The organism is Pseudomonas cichorii, from assembly GCF_015471405.1.
GTDB classification, from domain to species: Bacteria; Pseudomonadota; Gammaproteobacteria; order Pseudomonadales; family Pseudomonadaceae; genus Aquipseudomonas; species Aquipseudomonas serbiensis.
In genome coordinates this window covers 1-18,207 of record NZ_BLVZ01000001.1, presented here as the reverse complement: position 1 = coordinate 18,207, position 18,207 = coordinate 1, and the positions used below count along the sequence as shown (strand labels likewise).

General features: G+C 55.6%; 12 protein-coding genes. 2 read left to right on the top strand and 10 right to left on the bottom strand.

Annotated features, from left to right (window positions below):
- Nucleotides 1-2: 2 nt before the first annotated feature.
- The 6 genes from JL015_RS00060 to JL015_RS00035 form a co-directional block, all read right to left on the bottom strand.
- Nucleotides 3-998, bottom strand: coding sequence for an ABC transporter ATP-binding protein (locus JL015_RS00060; RefSeq protein WP_201000308.1), 996 nt, complete (start codon nucleotides 996-998; stop codon nucleotides 3-5).
- Nucleotides 991-1,962, bottom strand: a complete 972-nt coding sequence (locus tag JL015_RS00055) for an ABC transporter ATP-binding protein (protein ID WP_201016904.1) — start codon at nucleotides 1,960-1,962, stop codon at nucleotides 991-993. The genes JL015_RS00060 and JL015_RS00055 overlap by 8 nt, the downstream gene beginning before the upstream one ends.
- Nucleotides 1,959-2,843 carry an ABC transporter permease gene (locus tag JL015_RS00050; RefSeq protein ID WP_201016903.1) on the bottom strand — a complete coding sequence of 295 codons (885 nt, stop codon included), beginning with the start codon at nucleotides 2,841-2,843 and terminating at the stop codon, nucleotides 1,959-1,961. The genes JL015_RS00055 and JL015_RS00050 overlap by 4 nt, the downstream gene beginning before the upstream one ends.
- Complete coding sequence (locus JL015_RS00045; protein ID WP_201016902.1) at nucleotides 2,840-3,817, bottom strand: ABC transporter permease; 978 nt, start codon at nucleotides 3,815-3,817, stop codon at nucleotides 2,840-2,842. The genes JL015_RS00050 and JL015_RS00045 overlap by 4 nt, the downstream gene beginning before the upstream one ends.
- Complete coding sequence (locus JL015_RS00040; RefSeq protein ID WP_201016901.1) at nucleotides 3,814-5,289, bottom strand: FAD-dependent oxidoreductase; 1,476 nt, start codon at nucleotides 5,287-5,289, stop codon at nucleotides 3,814-3,816. Before JL015_RS00040 ends, JL015_RS00045 begins: the two co-directional genes overlap by 4 nt.
- A gap of 75 nt (nucleotides 5,290-5,364) precedes the next feature.
- Nucleotides 5,365-7,869: a TonB-dependent receptor plug domain-containing protein gene (locus tag JL015_RS00035; protein ID WP_201016900.1), complete on the bottom strand. Its 2,505-nt coding sequence runs from the start codon at nucleotides 7,867-7,869 to the stop codon at nucleotides 5,365-5,367.
- Nucleotides 7,870-7,893: 24 nt separating this feature from the next.
- On the opposite strand from JL015_RS00035, the gene JL015_RS00030 reads away from it, so the two are divergent.
- Nucleotides 7,894-8,202, top strand: coding sequence for a hypothetical protein (locus JL015_RS00030; protein WP_201016899.1), 309 nt, complete (start codon nucleotides 7,894-7,896; stop codon nucleotides 8,200-8,202).
- Nucleotides 8,203-8,210: 8 nt separating this feature from the next.
- Here JL015_RS00030 and JL015_RS00025 read toward each other — a convergent pair whose 3' ends face one another.
- Nucleotides 8,211-9,161: a LysR family transcriptional regulator gene (locus tag JL015_RS00025; protein ID WP_201000301.1), complete on the bottom strand. Its 951-nt coding sequence runs from the start codon at nucleotides 9,159-9,161 to the stop codon at nucleotides 8,211-8,213.
- A gap of 281 nt (nucleotides 9,162-9,442) precedes the next feature.
- On the opposite strand from JL015_RS00025, the gene JL015_RS00020 reads away from it, so the two are divergent.
- Nucleotides 9,443-10,012: a GNAT family N-acetyltransferase gene (locus JL015_RS00020; protein ID WP_201016898.1), complete on the top strand. Its 570-nt coding sequence runs from the start codon at nucleotides 9,443-9,445 to the stop codon at nucleotides 10,010-10,012.
- Nucleotides 10,013-10,204: 192 nt separating this feature from the next.
- On the opposite strand, the gene JL015_RS00015 is transcribed toward JL015_RS00020, so the two are convergent.
- From JL015_RS00015 to JL015_RS00005, 3 genes are read right to left on the bottom strand one after another with little or no spacing between them, the layout of a single operon-like run.
- Nucleotides 10,205-10,537 (bottom strand): hypothetical protein, encoded by a 333-nt coding sequence (locus JL015_RS00015; RefSeq protein ID WP_201016897.1) that lies wholly within the window; start codon nucleotides 10,535-10,537, stop codon nucleotides 10,205-10,207.
- 12 nt (nucleotides 10,538-10,549) lie between these two features.
- Nucleotides 10,550-10,951, bottom strand: coding sequence for a hypothetical protein (locus JL015_RS00010; protein WP_201016896.1), 402 nt, complete (start codon nucleotides 10,949-10,951; stop codon nucleotides 10,550-10,552).
- An 8-nt stretch (nucleotides 10,952-10,959) separates the two neighbouring features.
- Entirely contained in the window at nucleotides 10,960-18,021 is a 7,062-nt protein-coding gene (locus tag JL015_RS00005; protein WP_201016895.1) for a hemagglutinin repeat-containing protein, read from the bottom strand.
- Between the last annotated feature and the right edge of the window lie 186 nt (nucleotides 18,022-18,207).

The window sequence follows — 18,207 nt, the reverse complement described above, 5'->3', positions numbered from 1 at the left end:
ATTCATGGGTTGAGGTGGCACGCGCTCAAATGCCCTGGGGCAATCTCGCGCAAAGCAGGCGCCTGTTCGCGACAGCGCGCGGAGGCATGTGGGCAACGGGGATGAAAATGACAACCGCCAGGCGGATTGAGCGGGCTGGGCATTTCCCCGGTAATCGGTTGGTATTGGCTACGACGCAGGTCGAAACGTGGAATCTGTGCCAGCAGCGCCTGGGTGTATGGGTGGCTCGCATGGCCGAACAAGTCTTCGACACTGGCGCTTTCCACGACACGCCCCAGGTACATCACCAGTACGCGATCACACAGGTGTTCTACGACGCCCAGATCGTGGCTGATGAACAGATACGTCAGGCCCAGTTGCTCGCGCAGGTCCATGAACAGATTGAGGATCTGCGCCTGGATCGATACATCCAGCGCCGCCACCGACTCGTCGCATACCAGCAGTTCAGGCTGAACGGCCAACGCACGAGCGATGCCGATCCGCTGGCGTTGACCGCCGCTGAACTGATGGGGATAACGACGACGCATCATTGGATCGAGACCGGCCCGTTGCAGCTGGGCACTGACATAGTCATCGAAACCCGCCGCATCGGTCAGGCCATGCAGACGGGCGCCCTCGCCCACGATGCGATCCACCCGCAAGCGTGGATTGAGGCTGGAATATGGGTCCTGAAAAATCATCTGGATACGCAGCCGCGCCGCACGCCGCGCCTGATTATCCAGAAGATGCAGCTGTTGACCCGCCACTTCGACTTGCCCACTGGTAGGCTCCAGCAGCCCCGCGACCAGACGGCCAAGTGTCGACTTGCCACAGCCGGACTCACCGACCAGACCGACCACCTCGCCCCGCTCGATACGCAGGTCAACACCGTTTACCGCCTGGGTGCGCTGTGCAGGCTTGCTCAAGCCAGCGCGCTCGCTCAAGCGCCGCAAGGCACCTGCGGGTGCGGGACCAAATGTCTTGCTGACCTGGGTCAACTGAATAAGGGCTTCATTCATGATCACCTCCAGGCTGGAAACAGCGCACCCAATGTGAATCGGCTATCAGTTGCGCAGCAGGTTCGCTCTCGCACTGACTGTTGGCACGGGGGCAGCGTGCGGCAAAAGCACAGCCCTGCGGCAGCGTAGCCAGGCTCGGCGCCATGCCGGGAATCTGCCGAAGCCGCTCACCACGCCGGTTACGGCTTGGCAGGCTGGAAATAAGCCCTTGGGTGTAAGGGTGCCGCGGGTTATCCAGCACGGTATCAACCGGGCCTTGCTCGACGATGCGCCCGGCGTACATCACCGCCACATCGTCAGCCAGACCGGCGACCACAGACAGGTCATGGGTTATCCAGATCAGCGAACTGCCCTGCTGGCGTACCAGTTTCTGCACCTGGGAAAGAATCTGCGCCTGAATGGTTACGTCCAGAGCCGTGGTCGGCTCATCCGCGATCAACAGATCCGGGCGATGCAGCAGCGCAATAGCGATGGCTATACGCTGACGCATGCCGCCCGACAACTGATGCGGATAGACGCGCAGGCGCTCGTCCGGGCTGGCAATCCCCATCAGCGCCAGGGTGTCGGCGCAGTGACGCCGCGCCTCCTTGCGACTGACCGAGCGGTGTGCCTGCACGGCCTCGATCATCTGCGTATCGATACGCAGCACCGGATTCAACGTCATCATGGGATCTTGAAAGATCATCGCCAGCCGGTTGCCTTGCAGCGCTCGCAACTGCGAGGGCTTGAGGCGACGCAAATCCTGCCCCTGAAAGAGGATTTCACCGCTGGTGATACGACCCGGTGCATCCACCAGGCCCAGGACGGAAAAGCCGGTCACCGATTTGCCTGAACCGGACTCCCCCACCAGCCCCAGAATGCGTCCGGGTGCCAGCGATAACGACAGCTCGCGCACAGCGGGCAACGCACCATTGCGGCTATCGAAGACCGTGGTCAGTTGCCTGATTTCAAGGGTCGGCGTCATCGTTGCAACCTCGGATTGAGTTGGTCGCGCAACTGGTCACCGACCAGATTGATCGAAACGATAGTGATCAACAGCGCCAGACCGGGAAACAGGCTGATCCAATACTCTTCGCCAAGCATGTACTGGAAACCGTTGGCGATCAGCAGACCCAGTGACGGCTCGGTCACCGGCACACCGAGCCCCAGGAACGACAGCGTCGCCTCAAGCGTAATGGCACGGGCAATCTGCAATGTGGCGATCACAATCAGCGGCGGCAGGCAGTTGGGCAAAATATGCCCGAGCATGATGCGCAGCGATCCAAGCCCCTGCCCCCGCGCCGACTCGACGTACTCGCGACGTCGCTCCACCAGTGCCTGGCCCCGTGCTGCCCGGGCGTAATACGCCCACTCCAGCAGCACCAGAGTCAGCACCACGTTCCCTACGCCCTTGCCCAGCCAGGCGAGAATCATCAACGCCATGAGGATTCCAGGAAACGACAACAGCAAATCGACCAGCCGCATCAGCGTGGCGTCCACCCAGCCGCCGCGATATGCGGCCAGCAGTCCGACCAGAGTACCGACGAAGGCAGCGATAAGCGCCGAACCGATCCCCACCACCAGGCTGATGCGCAGCCCATAGACAATTGCCGAGTAAAGGTCGCGGCCCTGTCCATCGGTGCCCAGCCAGTAGCTGTACCCGTTCGCCATGCTTTCACTGCCAGGCGGCAGACGTGCGTCGAGCACATCCAGTTGCATCAAGTCATAAGGGTTCTGCGGCGTTATCCATGGAGCCAGAACTGCACTGAGCCCGACCACTATCAGACCGAGCACTCCCATCACCGCCAGGGGTGACCTGAAGAAATCGACCAGAACATCACGCCACGGCGAATGGGCCGTACTCATTGTTCACCTCCTGCAAGACGCACTCGAGGATCAAGCAGGCGATAGAGCACATCGACCAGCAGATTGAGGCTGACGAAGATCACCACCACGACCATCAGATAAGCCAGCACGACCGGGCGATCCAGCGCGTTGATGCTGTCCAGGATCAGCTTTCCGGCACCAGGCCAGGCAAAGATGCTTTCGGTGACGACTGCGTAGGCAATGGTTGAACCGAGTTCCAGCCCAAGGACGGTGACCAGAGGAATCAGGGTGTTGCGCAGCACGTGCATGCGAATCACCCGATGCGGAGCCAGACCTTTGGCCCTGGCGAATTTCACGAAGTCCTGCTGTACCACTTCGCGCACGCCTGCACGGGTCAGGCGCAAGACCAGTGCGACCTTGAACAGCGCCAGGTTGCAAGCCGGCAGTAACAGGTGGCGCCAGCCGTCAAGGGTCAACCACGACCAGTGCACGCCAAGCCACTCGGCAGTTTCCCCGCGACCGCTGGCTGGCAACCAACCCAGGTGCACGGCAAACAACATGATCAGCAACAATGCCACCCAGAACGATGGCAGGGAAAAGCCGATGATGCTTCCGGCCATGATCAGGCGTGCCAAAGGATTGTCAGGATGCAGGCCGGCAAACAGGCCAAGGGGCACGCCGATCAGCACGGCCATCGCCAGCGCTACTACAGCCAGTTCAAGCGTTGCTGGCAGACGCTGGAAAATCAATTGCAGGGCGTCCTGGTGATAGACATAACTCACACCCAGCGACCCATCCAGCGCACCACGCAGGAACCCCATATATTGCACGGGCAGGGATTGATCCAGCCCCAGGCGCGAGATCGCTTCCATCCGCTCCTGCTGGTTGAGATCTTCACTGACCAGGATGTCCACGGGGTTTCCGATGGCATGCAGCCCGATGAACACCAGCAGGCTCATCAGCAGCAATACCAATAACGACTGCAGCAGCCGTCGAACAAGCCAGCCGATCATCGCTCACGCTCCTCGGCAGTCAATTCACCCGGCTGCCATTCATCACCTTGCAGCTCCGGCTCGGCATAGTCCTGCATGGCACTGAAGTGCTGGTCGATGTCTTCGACGAACAATGCGCCCGCCAGGGCCTGGGCCAGACGTTTTGCACCGTCGCTGATCGCCGGAATGTCTCCGGAGACACCGCCATAGCTGAGCGCGGCCGGGTAACAGAAGCAATGCACCTGTTCCAGTCCGGGACAGCCATTTGGCTGAGCCTGCTGAAACTCAAAAGCCAGCCCCAGGTCGGGTAATTCACCCAGCTCAGCCTGCGCTCCCGGATCGATGGGCAGTTGCTGCCCGGCAAGCCGTTGCGCCCAACTGCGCACGTGCGGCGCGAGGCTGGCAAACTCAGGCCGACGTGTCATGTCGTTGCTGAAACCGGTTGCGAATACCAGGAAGTCGTAATCCACTTTCCCGTCGATCAAGCTCACGCGCACGCTGCCATCCTGATTTCTGGAAACCGCCTCGATGCTGCGTCCCAGCAGAAAACGTGCGTTGGCATGTTGTGCCACGCGCAGGGTGCTGCCTTTGGGTGGAGGGACTTGCTGGGCGTTCAGATAGTGACGAATACGCCACTTCCACTGATCGCTCAAACGCCAGTAGCCATGGGTCATGCCCGGACTGCCCGCGCCCTTGCCTTTATTGATGCGGGGCAACTGTTCTCGGCGAATCAGCAGATCGACCCGCTCGGCGCCGGCCTCCAGTGCCGTCGCTGCTGCATCCATCGCCGAAGCGCCGCCACCGATGACCGCTACGCGCTTGCCGACGAACCATGCGTCCTGAAGCCCATCGGCAGAATGCGCCCACTGTTCACGCGGCAACTGATCGGCCAGTGGCGGAACCCATGGACCACCCAGACCGTCACGACCGGTCGCCAGCACCACATGCCGCGCCGAGACTTCGTGCTCACCTTGCGGCCCTTCTACGCGCAGACGTACCCAGCCATCCGCCTGAGGCTGCACGGCCAGCACCCGTTGCCGGTTGCGCACGTCAAGATCGATGACGCGGCGATACCAGCGCAGGTATTGAGCCCATTGCAGGCGTGGAATCTTGTCCAGAGCCTCCCAGGCGGACGTACCGAACTGCGCTTCGTACCAGGCGCGAAACGTCAGAGCGGGCAGCCCGAGAGCCGGACCAGTGAGTTGCTTGGGCGAGCGCAATGTTTCCATCCGCGCCGTTGTCGACCATGGGCCCTCCAGCCCCTCTTCTGCTTTATCGAACAGCACCACCGTCACGCCCATGTGCAGCAATTCGGTCGCAAGCGCCAGGCCCGCCATACCACCGCCGACGATCGCAACATCAAGAAGAGCCTTGCCCTCCTGATAACGCGGCTTGACCCAGGGTTTGGCAGGCAGATCAAGCCATTGCAGGTCTTGACGAAGACGCGCCTCAAGGGCGGCCAAACCGATGGGGGCATTGGTGGTACTGGTCATTCACATCCTCACGATTGAAGTAAGCTGCGGCCGTCGACGATTACCGACGGCCACAGGCAACCCGTGCGTCCACGATCAGAAATCGATACTCAAGCGGGTGTAGTAGTAAGCGCCGTAAGAGCCGAACGGCGAGATGGTTGAATAGTAAGAGCCACCCGACACGTCATTGACGGTGTGTTTGTCCGGGTAAACGTTAAACAGGTTTTCAGCGCCGAGCGTCACCCGAACGTTGTCGGTCAGACCATAGGTCACATCCAGATCGGTGATCCATTTGGCGCTGAACTCTTGATCCACTGTCGTGCCGCTGCCAAGCAGCTTGACCTTGCCATAGCGGGTATTGCGCAGGCCGATATCGAAATCCTCAACCTGCCAGTTCACACCCAGGATGTATTTGGTACGAGGCTTGGAGTCGGTCACACTGCCTATTTCGGTATCCTCGAAACGAGACAGACCGAGACTCTGCAACTGTGCCGGATTAGGCGCCATGTCAGTGATGGTCGTGTCATTCCAGTTGCCTGCAACCGTCCAGCGCAGACGACCGAAGGCGCCAATTCGATGGGTGTAATCGGCGACCAGATCGACACCCTTGGTCCGCGTATCGAACGCATTGGCGTAGTACTGCACTTGCTGCACATGCCCGAAACCATTGGCAGCAAGAATCGCATCAACCGCCGAGCCAGACAGCGGGCTGATCAAGGCAATGCGGTCCTCCAGATCGATCAGGTAAGCATCCAGTGCCACGTTGAGGTTGGTTATCGGCGTCCAGGTCAAGCCCAGCGAATAGCTGGTGGACTTTACCGGGTCCAGTTCTTCGGAGCCCAAAGCCTTGCCGATGGCCGAATCGGGCTGAACGCGCTTGATCATGATGTCCACCGTCTCGTTGTTGACGGTGCGACGCCCGAGACCGGTTTTGGAATACCCCTGCTGAGTCAGGGACGGCGCGACAAACCCCGTGCTGACCGAGCCCCGTGCGGCAAGCTCCGGCGTGAAGGCATATCGGGTCGACAGTTTGCCGTTCCAGGTGCTGCCGGCGCTGTCTGTGTATCGCTCGTAGCGGCCAGCGGCGCCGACGTACCATTTATCCGTGATGTTCAGCCCAAGATCCACATAGGCGGCAGAAGTACTGCGGCGCAAGTCGACTTCATCTTCGGGCAGCAACAGATAGTTCCCCAGCGCACCGATAGCCGCCTCCTGGCCAGCACGCGGGTGTCCGGCCGGGAAGACATAACGGCCATTGATGTAGGACGCCTCATCACCGGCACCGGTGGTGTAATGATCTTCCCGGTACTCAAGACCTGTAGCGAAGTTCAGCGGATTGCTCAGACCGATGTCGATAGGCCGGTTCAGATCCAGGTTGGTGACCCATTGACTCAGCTCGTTGTTCTGCAGAAAGAAGTCGGTCGGGCTGGCAGGCCCAAGGGATGGATTGAGGTTATTGCTGCTCTCCATTCTCTGGGTATTTTCGCCATAGGTACTGCTTAGATCCCAGTTCCAGCCTGCCAGCTCTTCACCCTTGATACCCCATGTAGTGTGGAAATCACGGGTATCGAAATTGAAGTCAGGTGCAATGCCGTCGGGATAAAGCTCTGTAATTACCGTATTGGAATTGGGCCGGCGAAAACCGATGGACACCAATGCATCCTGCCGGGTGTAGGTGCTGAAGGAATACAGGCGCAGGTCATCACGCAATGGCAACTCAGCGTTATACGAAGCGTTGATCTGCTCGATCTCCGGCAACCCGCCACCATAGGAACGTCGTTCAACAGTGTTTTCCCGAGGGTCTGGCTGCCCGTTGACCGGATAGTAGAAGCTACCTGTCGCCGGTGCCGAGCGCTTGGTACTGTCCTGGTTTTTCCAGTCCAGCGTCAGATTGAGAAAACCTTCATTGGGCAGCCCCAGACCATAATTGAGGCTCTGCTGATAAGTTTCACCGTTGGAACCCACGCCACTGGCGTAGTGCGAACGTCGACCGGCAGACGTCGTTGCATTGCCCCCGCTGCTGTCGGACTTGAGAATGATATTGATCACACCCGCAATAGCATCGGAGCCATATTGCGCGGCTGCGCCATCACGCAGCACCTCGACACGAGCAATCGCCGCCATGGGAATGGAATCCAGATCGGCCGCATTCCAGCCTTCCTGCAGACCAGTGCCCTCCGAAGAAACCGCATTGGCATGGCGACGCTTGCCATTGACCAGCACCAGCACATAACCACCACCCAGCCCGCGCAGACCGGCAGAGCGGGCGACGTTGCTGTAGGCGCCGCCCGTGACCTTGGACACCTGGAACGATGGCAGCAGGTTGGCAAGTACATCGCGCAAGGCCGTGGCACCTTGCTTTTGCAAGGCCTCGGCGTCGAGCACATCTACCGGCACCGGGCTGTCGGCTACCGTACGCTCCGTCCCACGATTGCCAACCGAGATGATGGTTTGCAGCACTGGTTCTACGGCCTTCTGCTGTCGCTCCTCCACCTCAGCCTGACCTACCAGCGGCGCCATGCACAGCCCCATCGCCAGGCTCAATTGATTACGGACAAGGTTCGGGAAACGAGTGTTTGTTGAAGATTGTTCCGCTTGCATTGCAATACTCCTCGGTGAATCGCCATGGGTAATAGCTTTGTTGCGGCGATGTGCCGAGGTCGGCTGAATTTCCGCTTTAAAGAATGGCCAAGAGCTGACCTTCATGATCCATTGATGCGATTTATTAATTCAAAGCGCACATGCATTCATAAAACGGATGATAGAGAAGAAAATTTATTCCTGAAAATAAGTAGTTCAGCTATGGATATTACAAAAAGGAATAAATGGCCATGCCATCTGCCCGACCTGAAAATTCAGAGCGTGATGGAGGCTTTCAAGGGCTGGCGACTCAGGGGAGAACGTTCAAGGCCGCCGAAGAACTCGACGGCTTAAGGGATTACTTACACCGCATAGACACGCTGTAGCAGAGCATCGTGCTCGGCAGGTGAATGCATCCGCATGCCTGGCAGCAGGTGCCTGGACTCGTCGGCCAGACTCGTCACCAACGTCTGTGCCAACTCCGAAAGCACACTGGCGTAAGGCGAGATCAGCCCGAAGAAAAACGGGATGTCCAAGGCAATAGGACGCACGGCTACGCCCTGCAGCGGCACACCATAGGCGGTCACCGGATCGGCCAATGCCACGCCAAGCCCGACACGAGCCATCTGCATCGCATTCAGAGAAGTATTGGTTTCGAGGATTTGCCGTGGTTCAAGCTTATGCTCGGCGAAAGCATGGTTGATACGTCTGCGAAAACGATAAGGGTTGGCGATGCTGATCAGCACCTGCTCGGCCAGTTGCGCAAGGCTCAGGCTGCTTTCGCTGGCCAGAGGAGAATCGCTCGCCAATACCGCGACACAGGGAGCCTCACCGATCCAGTGAACCTTCAGACCTCGGTGTTCCAGCGGCAGACTGACCAGGCCCAGATCCACTGTGTTGGCCAATACCGCCTCAATCGCTTTTTCGGGTGTAAGACTCTGCAATTGCAACTGCCGAGGACGTAGCTCAGTGGGTAAGCGTGCCAGCGCAGCCGGTAACAGCCCCGTCGCCAAGGCAGAGGTGGCGACGACACGCAAAAGGTGGTTGTCTTCTTCACTGATCGCCTGCGCGCGCTGCTTGATATTGCGCACCCCACTCAACGCACTCTCCACCTCGGCATACATGCTGAAAGCCCGGCGTGTGGGAGTCACCTTCGGGCCACTACGCTCAAAGAGCGGGAAGCCCAACACCTGCTCCAGCTCCTGGATCGAGCGACTGACCGCTGGCTGCGACCGACCCAGCATTTGCCCGGCTCCGGTCACGCTCCCAGCGGACATCACCGCTGCGAACGCCTCAAGTTGTTTCAAGTCCATCAATCCGTTCCTAATGAGTATCAGGGCATACACCCCAGGCTTGTCAGTTACACCATCTGCTGCCGTGGAACTGTTCGCCAAAGCGCTAACGGTAAACCAATGACTCATCTTGCGGTAGCCGGGTTTCGATCCGGAAACCTGCAGGGCGACACCACATCCTGATACGCCGGATCATGGCTTCCTTGGGGAACATTGATCTGGATCACGGCATGAAGGTTGCCGCAGCGTAAAAGGTAAAAAACAGCCTGCTCAATCAATGTACGGCGTTTCAGGGGATGGACATGAACACTGTCACCAGCGACCAGATCAGCGACGACCTCTACACCCCTGACCTGCGCTTCATTCACTGGATCGAAGAACTGAACGACGGCACCCACCTGCTGATCAGACCGATCCAGGAAGACGACCGGCAACGGGAGTTCGGATTCATTACCAGCCTGTCGCCACAGACCCACCACTTCCGCTTCCTCTCCCCCAACAACGAACCAGCCCCGCTGGCTCTCGACCAGATCATGGACATCGACTACCAACAACGCATGACCTATGTCGCCCTGATCATGGAGGACAACCACCAACTGACCGAAATAGGCCTCAGCCGCTACGCTGCAACAGAAGGCGATTACTGCTGCGAATGTGCAGTGGTGGTTGCGGAGAAATGGCAAGGCGTTGGGCTGGGCAAATTGCTGATGCAGCACCTTATGAATGCTGCGCGGCTGAACGGGTTTTACCGGATGTTTTCGATAGATTCGGTTAGGAATTCAAGGATGTTTGGGCTGGCGCGGGCGTTGGGGTTTGAGTGTCATCCGGATCCGCTGGAGCGGGGGCAGGTTGTTTATAAGATAGAGCTGTAGGGATTATTTTCATGCCGCATGCTTTAGTGATATCCGCCGATACAGCACTTGTAAAATCTGTACTCGCTCCTCATACGAAATTTAAACTATTCACACTCAGACTATGGACAAATACTTTTAGCGAGAGAACCTACGCCCAAGGAGGCCGACCAAACATAAAACCACCTTCCCCCTAGACACATCTACAAACCATCAATACACATAATCATCTGGTATATCCGGCCACTCAACCTCCTTCAAATGTAATAGCTTTTCAAAATCCTCATGAATTGCAAAGAAAAAATCGGAAAGCTTCAAAAACCTAACTCTGGCCATTGCTACAGCTGCAACAGCCATAACATCATCGCCAGAATTCAAGGCTGAACTTAACTTACCCACATCACCCAAGGCATCCCTCACAAGAGCTTCAAGCTCTTCCCCCCAGTTGAGCTTATAGTTAGAACTCCACTCCCCATCAAAGAAATCCACCTCCTTATATCTAAAAATCGAAACCATAAGCTCTCTTACATCATTCAAATCTTTCATTCCACTCACCTATTACGTACCCAAATCAAAATCCTTCAGGAACGCTAAAATCAATTGATGATCTCGATCATTCTTCGCTGCCAGACTAAGAACGGGAATCAAATGATAAAACAATAAATTCATATCAGAAGGACTCATCGGAAAACGTTCACGAACACACTCCAGCATGTTTTTTACAGACATGATTGATGAAAAAGCTTCATACCCTCGAGCACTGGCAAAAGGTAATTTCTTAAAAAAATGTCGAGCCAATTTCTTTTGATCAGATTGTTTCCAAGAGAGGTGAGGAATTAACAACAGGGCCTCACCAAAATCCATCGACTCTAGCGGATACATATTTATCAACTGCTCAGCAGCTTGCGCAGAACTTAACCTGGCAAGCTGCGCACGTAGTTTTTTTTGCTTTTCGTCCATTGATTGCGCTACCTTATTTTAAATAAATCCTGCGGCAACCCAGCACTACCTTTTAAAGTTGCGGGAGGTTGGTAGTGCCCCGAATTGTTAGTCCACTGAGTTATTACCCCTCTATTTGGTCCTTCATTATTTCCGAACCGTATAGATCCTGCATACTTTACCTCACCCCCACCGCTCAATCCAAGATGGGTTGAAAAGTCTTCATTCACGTTAGGTCTAGCGACACGAATAGTACCATCCGGCATCGTTACAAAGTCATATGACCCCGAAGGCGTTAGCCTCTGTCCTGTAGAGGTTTGCAACCAGTAACGGCCTGTATCATCTTGCACAAGTGCTCTCACTGGTCGCTGCGCAATAGCAACATCACCAGGACGGAGATTGACCAACGTCCCCCTTTCAGTAAGATTCGGTACGCTTTTATCACCATTATCTTGGTTCATAACCCCAGGAGCCGGAAGCTCTGCGATGGGATTGGAATAGTCATTCGCCGCCTGATCTACGACCTGACTACCTCCTGTAGAAATCGGAGTGGTTACTGGAGAACCTGCAGCGTACCCGCCACTGGCAGGATTAGGAGATTGAGCCTCGACGATTGGGTTTACCAATCTACTATTTTCAGCATCCAGCAGATGCACCGGAAAGGTCGTATTGAAAAAAATCTTCCATATTTCTATGGATATACTGGTTTGTATTTGTGCCGTTTGACCTGATTGGGCGACAGCATTTACAACTGCGTTAGCAGCTTCTTTCATTCGCTCTTGGTTTTCTGGCGTGCTCGCCGTTACCACCAGAGCCCCGCCAAGAGCGGCAATCGCTCCCGCCCCCAAAGCAGCTATCGGGACAAAATGAGATACACCGCTGCTTCGCTCACTCAAAGAGGCCAATAAACCAATTGCCCGCATTGCTTTAGTAGGATCTTCCGCTGCGAGGGCCGAAAGACGCGACACAACAGCTTCGCTGTCCGGACCAAGTTCTCCTTGCGCTACAGCATTTAACAGCAATCGAACCCTATCAGCTCTCTTTCCTGCGTCCTGGCTAGAAAGTTGACGCTCATTTTCTCTTGCAAAAACAAAGATTTCTGCTGTTTCCACTCCCCTGCCTGATACTGCCTCCCGAGGCAATAAGGCCATCAAAACAAGCAAATCAATCAGCTTTCCTACAGCCTCTTTACTATTTTCTCCATAAAGAGAAATGTTTTTTTGCCACTGCTGAAGTGTTGCTTTGGGGTTTGATACCGCCTCAAGAGAAGATTTAGAAACGTAGAGATCAGTACGCGACTCCTCATCCTTGGTAATTTCGTACGCTTTGCTTACATCACGGTTCAACCCTGCAGTAGAGTCACCTCCCGTTTCTGCATCATTGCGTACGACAACTTCACCAGCGCCGACAGTCGCTCGTACGATCTGCTCGCGGTCCTTCTCATAGTTCCAGCCCTCGACACTCCAGCCATTCTTGGACTTTTCACCTTTACCTTCCTGGCTAGGGTCCTGAGCTGTGGAACCACTCGGGTTATAGGTCCCCCCGACATTCAGGTAATAACCATGCTCCTTGTCTTTCCCCGCAATATCGCTGAAGCCCAGCGTTCCAGTATCCAGCTTGAGATTTCCGCTGTCGGACGCAATCAGAGCACCATCAAGCTGAGTATGATTTTCAGTTCGTATATCGACCTTGTCTTTGGCAGTGATACTCGTCTGCTGCCCAACCCAATTGGTTGAACCATTGGTCGCGCCATATCCCACAGAGCCACTGATACCCGCACCCGGACCGATAGTCACGGTGGCATTAATGTCGAACTCCTTGCCTTCAACCTTACCGGTGTCAGTCACTGAAGAGACATTGAGATCACCACCTACACGCCCAACTACCTCATCGCCACGCAATGTGGCACCCGCCACATTGGTATCGTTTCCACTGCTAAAGCCAAGTTGGTTACCTGCATTGAGGGAAGCATTCTGCTGGCGAGCGCTGTCACGATCCAGATTCCCCTTGCCCATACTGACACTGGCATACACACCAACACCTTGAGAGCCGAAAGTCAGGCCAACCTCACCGCCACCGCTATGACGGTCACTTTCACTGTTGCTCTCATTCTGTGCCGAACGGATATTCAAGTCGTTGCCGGCATTGAGGTCTATGTCTCTACCCGCCATAACCTGAGTACCAACAAGGTTTATGTCGTTGCTGGCATCCAGATTGATATCCCGACCTGCTGCAGCCTGGGTCGCGGTTGACGAACCATAAGTCCCATCTTCGCTGGCAACACCGTAACTGCCACCAATACCCAATTTGAAACCACCACTGGTGCCTCCATGGATACCGCCCCAACTTTCACTTTGGCTGCTCTCCTGACTGATGCTGTCTTTCGCTACATCAAGGGTGATATCACGGCCTTTGATATTAATGTCGCGTCCAGCCTGCAACTGACCACCCTTGACCGTGACATCGTTACCGGCGGTCATGTTTACATCGTTGCCAGCATTGAGGGTTGAAGATCTGCTGGTCTGCTCAATGATCTCTTGGCTGGTGCTCTGCTTGCTGTTTCCGAGTTTGACGTCCGCTGTCGGACCTGCGAGAAACTGCCCGATAGCATCAATGCCTTTTAGCGTACTTGACCCTTGACTGACGGCATCATCGCCTTGGCCCGCGCCGCTAACAGCATCTTTAGTCTTCCCATAATTGTGGTTGATGCTTACACCAAGACCACTCCGTTCGGTTTCACGCTGCTGCTCGACCAGTTGAGTCTCGCGGGCTGCATCAATATTGATATTGCGCCCGGCGGTCAGATCAATGTCATTGGAGGCATTCAGATCAGAACCGATCTGATTGATATCTCGCTTGGCATTGATGACCAGATCCTGACCCGCACTGACCTGGCTGGCTGCTGCGGTCTGTTGTTCAAGTCGGGCCTTTTCCTGAAGGCTATCGGCGCCAATGAAAAGGCTCACACCATTGTCATTACCGGAAACACCAATACCCACCTGCTTGTTCTTGGACCACTCCTGCTCAGCACTTTCGTTTTGCGCCGCTGCAATGTTTACGTCACGCCCAGCATTCAGACTGACGTTACGCCCAGCGCTAATACCGCTGCCCAGTACATTGACATCTCGCGTGGCTTGCAACGTTGCATCACGGTCGGCCAATACATTGCTACCTACACTGGTGCTGCTTTGCGCTTCCCGACCTGCCTCTTTGGCTGAACTGATGGAAATGAAACCACCCGAGGCAGAAAGTCCGGTTTTCTTTTTATACTCTTCACTGCGGCTGTAAGCGGTGTCATTGGCTGAAACCAGATTGATGTCGCCACTATCGTTGACCAACCCTGCTCGCAACTCGACATCGTTGCCAGCCGAGGTTTCACTGGCGCGCAAACGAACATCATTCCCTGCCGCAATCACTACATCGTTATCAGCCTCAAGCTCACTGGCGACCTGAGAGGCAGTAGTCGTTAATTGACTCTTGCCACTTTTTGACAAACCCAGGAAACCGGACTTGGTTTTCTTGCTATAGGAGCCATGCTCTTCAACTCCCGATAGCACTGCTACATCGTTCGTAGCGCCTACCAGCAAATCGTCACCCGCTCTCAACTGGCTGCCAATGACCGTTACGTTATGGCCACCATCCAGAACAATTCCATCATCAACAGACTTACTGGTATTGACAGTCAAGTCGCCACCCGCCTCGATTATCGAGGCTACGTTTGTACTGTCATAACTCTCTTGCTGCTTGCTACTACCTCGCCCAAAAGAGCCTTTACTCTTTTTAGAATAGAACGAGGCACTCTCATCCATGGCTGAAGTAATAGTAAGATCTTGGGCAGCATCGATATCGACATCCCCTTCTCCACGGATATGACTGGCAATTATTTCCATATCTTTCCCGGAGCCCAAAGCAACATTCCCCCCGGCACTCAAGGTGCTGGAAACCTGAGTGACACGGTCCTGCTGGGAGGTAACTTTTTTAGTCTTACTGTAAGAATGCTGCTCGTCTGCCGCAGAAGTTATAGTGAGGTTTTGAGCAGCATCGATATCAAGATTCCCGCCCCCTCGAATATGGCTGGCAATTATTGCCATGCTGTTTCCAGCGCCCAAGTCAACGTTGCCACCCGCATTCATTGAGGCAGAAACCTGATCGATACGATCCTGCTGAGAGGTGGACTTTTTGGCCTTGCTGGACGAATGTTGTTCATCCGCAGCAGACGACAGGGTCAGGTTTTCTGTCGCGGCCATGGCGATGTCACGCTTGGCGTCAATATTGCTGGCGATAATGCTGATGTCACGGCCTGACTGGGCTATCAGGTCACGGCCTACACTAACGCTGGAGCCCAGTTGCGTGATGCTGGACTGGGTGTTGTTCACGCTGAGGTTGTTTACCTTTTCCTTTTGTACCGCGTCGATACTCACGTCACGACCGGCAATCAAACTGAGGTCGCGACCGGCCTGCAGGGTGCCACCGATATTCATCACATCGCGGCCAGCCTTCATAACAAGATCGTTTGCAGACTCGATACGGGCGGCATTCTCAACGAAGTCCTGAAGCACCCCAGCACTTTGCTGATCGCGAATGACGGTACGCTCGTTGATGACATCGCCACGGGTAGCAGTCAGTGTCACATCGCGGCCATACAGGATGCCGCCGGCCTTGTTGATCAGGTCGTTGCCTGCCAGCAGGTCAAGGCGATTACCCGCCTCGATCAGACCAACGTTAACCAGATTGTTACCTGCCGTTGCAGACAGGTTATTGGTCGCACGCAATGTACCGACGTTATCGAGTTCTTGGCCTGCCGTCAGCGTGACATCGTTGCCTGCAATCAGCGCACCGGTCGGGCCCAGGCGATTGTTGGCCTGGGCCAGGTAAAGCACGGGCACGAGGACTTTTTCGCCATTCACCTCATGTTCTTCGAGCCAGACAATGTCATGGGTCAGGGCGGCCACTTGGGGTGAGCTCAATGACACGCCCACCGCCAGGTTCAGTTGCTCCTTGCTGGCGATGGCGTTATCCATCAGGTACTTGAGTTGGGCCTCGTTGGAGGTCTGCCCGGCCAGGAATGCCTGACCGGTACGGGCCACGACGGCTTGCTGGACGAGACGCTGTTCGTACAGGCCATCACCGAGACGTCTCGCACTGGCTTCCGGGTCGTAACCCAGATTGGCCAGCAGGTAGTCCGAACTCATGAACTGGCGCAACTCGGTCAGGACCGGGTTGGTTTCGATCAGGTATTTATGCGGGTTGGACGGCGCGGCGGTGCCGGGCAAGGCCTGGACACGCGCGACCTGGTTGTTCGGCACAGCCGTCGGCGTGGTTGGGCCGTTCTGGGCCGTGGTGTTGCTGGAAGCCACAGGGGTAATGACGGGAACGGTTGTCGCCCCTTGACCGGGCAAGGGAGCGGTGCCGTTCTGGCCCTGAACCTGGGTCACGTCGGCAACCTGTGTCAGCCCCGTGGACCCGGCGCTATGGCCGGTGAGTTGCAGACGGGTCGCTGAATCGACTGGAGCACTGGAGTCAAAGGCGGAAGCGTTGGCGCTCAAGCCCGAGTTCTGGCGGACCACATCAGCCAGTTGGCGAGTGGCGGTCGAAACCTGCCCGGCTGTCCCGAACTGAAGGGTTCTCTGGGTATCGGAAACGGTCTGCTCGCGTTGAGCGACAGACACGTTGGCACTCCCAAGCGTCCAGTTTTGGGGCGCAGTGCTGGTTTGAGTGGCGGCGACGTTACTGCCGGTCTGGGCACTCAGGCGGAACAGGCCGTTCTGGCCGGTAGGCAGGCTGAAGCCTGGCAGAGTGAGTGGGTTAACTTGTTGTTGGGACAGATCGGGGGGCAGTTGGGCGTTGACCCGGATGATCGCCGTGCCAGTACCAGAGGGGCTGATGCCCTGTACTTTGCTGGTGCCGCCAGCGGCTACATAATCCTGGCGAATGACACTATTCTGCAAATTCTGGGTGGCTGTAATAGATACATTACCACCAGATTGAATGACGGCGCTTCGGCCAGAACTTCCGCCATCTACAACCTTTTCAACATCACTTACAAGCCCAGAGCGCGTGATTAATTCAGGCACTTCAACAAGATTATTTCGATCATACAACGATACAGGCAAAGGTCTATTGTATGCACCCTCACTATAATAACCATAGTATACATTGTTCGCATATGTAGAATTTATCGGATTTTTTATAAGATAATTATAAAACGTCCACCCACCCTCATCATTCGCACTATATGCCTCACCAACAATCTCCCCCAGCCGAATCTCACCAGCATCATCTATGTAATAGATATTAGGAAAGTCCGGATTATTACGCTGATTATAACTTCTAAAAGCATCGTAACTCTCCCAGCTAGTTGAAGTATATATACGAGTACGCTCTACCGCTCCGCCAACAGCCCCAATATTCCTTACATTATCAGCATTGACACTTATATTCCCGACAGCACTGATAGTACTTTTACTGTTTAAAAAATCTCCTCCAGCAAAAGTAAAGTTCCGCCCCGACGCCAATATCGCAGAAGCCGTGACATCAGTATCTTGCCCACCTTCAAAATACTCTCTTACAGCGTAATCCGCCAAAAAACGCCTATCGCAATCGTAACACCTGATCGCAATAATCCCCTTCACCAAAGTCCGACCCGCAGTAGAAACCTGCGTGCTATCCGAACCTTCAGTGCGGTTTTCAAAAGCCGTAGCGCTGATCGCAAAGTTACCGCCACTCTCCATCGAGCCCGATATATTCGAGACCTGATTGGCCCGCTCAACGCCATACCCTTTAATGGTCAAGTTATTCAGCGCATAAAAGTCGCCCTTCAGGTTGGTCAAACTCCCCACATTGGCCTGCATATCCCCGCCGCTGAAGATCAGACCCTGGCTGTTAAGCAGGCTTGCAGTATTGAAGGTGAGGTTTTGCGTCGTGCCCAAGGTGCCGTAGTTGGTCACACTCCCGGCATTGATGATCAAATCAGCCGCCGACGTCAGTCGCCCATAGTTGCTGGCCAAACCGCTGATATTGAGTTCGGTCCGTGCGCCGCCCATAAGGCTCGCCGTACTGGTCAGTGCCAACTGGCTGGCGGTGAGGCCCAAGGAGCCCAGGCTGCTCGTACGCCCACCTCCCGCATACCCCCCGCTCAGGTTCAGACTAAGCGTCCCGTCACTGGCAATCACCCCCTCATTCGTCCAGCTTCCACCCGTGCCCACAAACGCGCTCGAGGCCAGCAGTTGCCCGCTGGCGGTCTGGTTGAAGGTGCCGACGTTGACCGTCAGGCGACC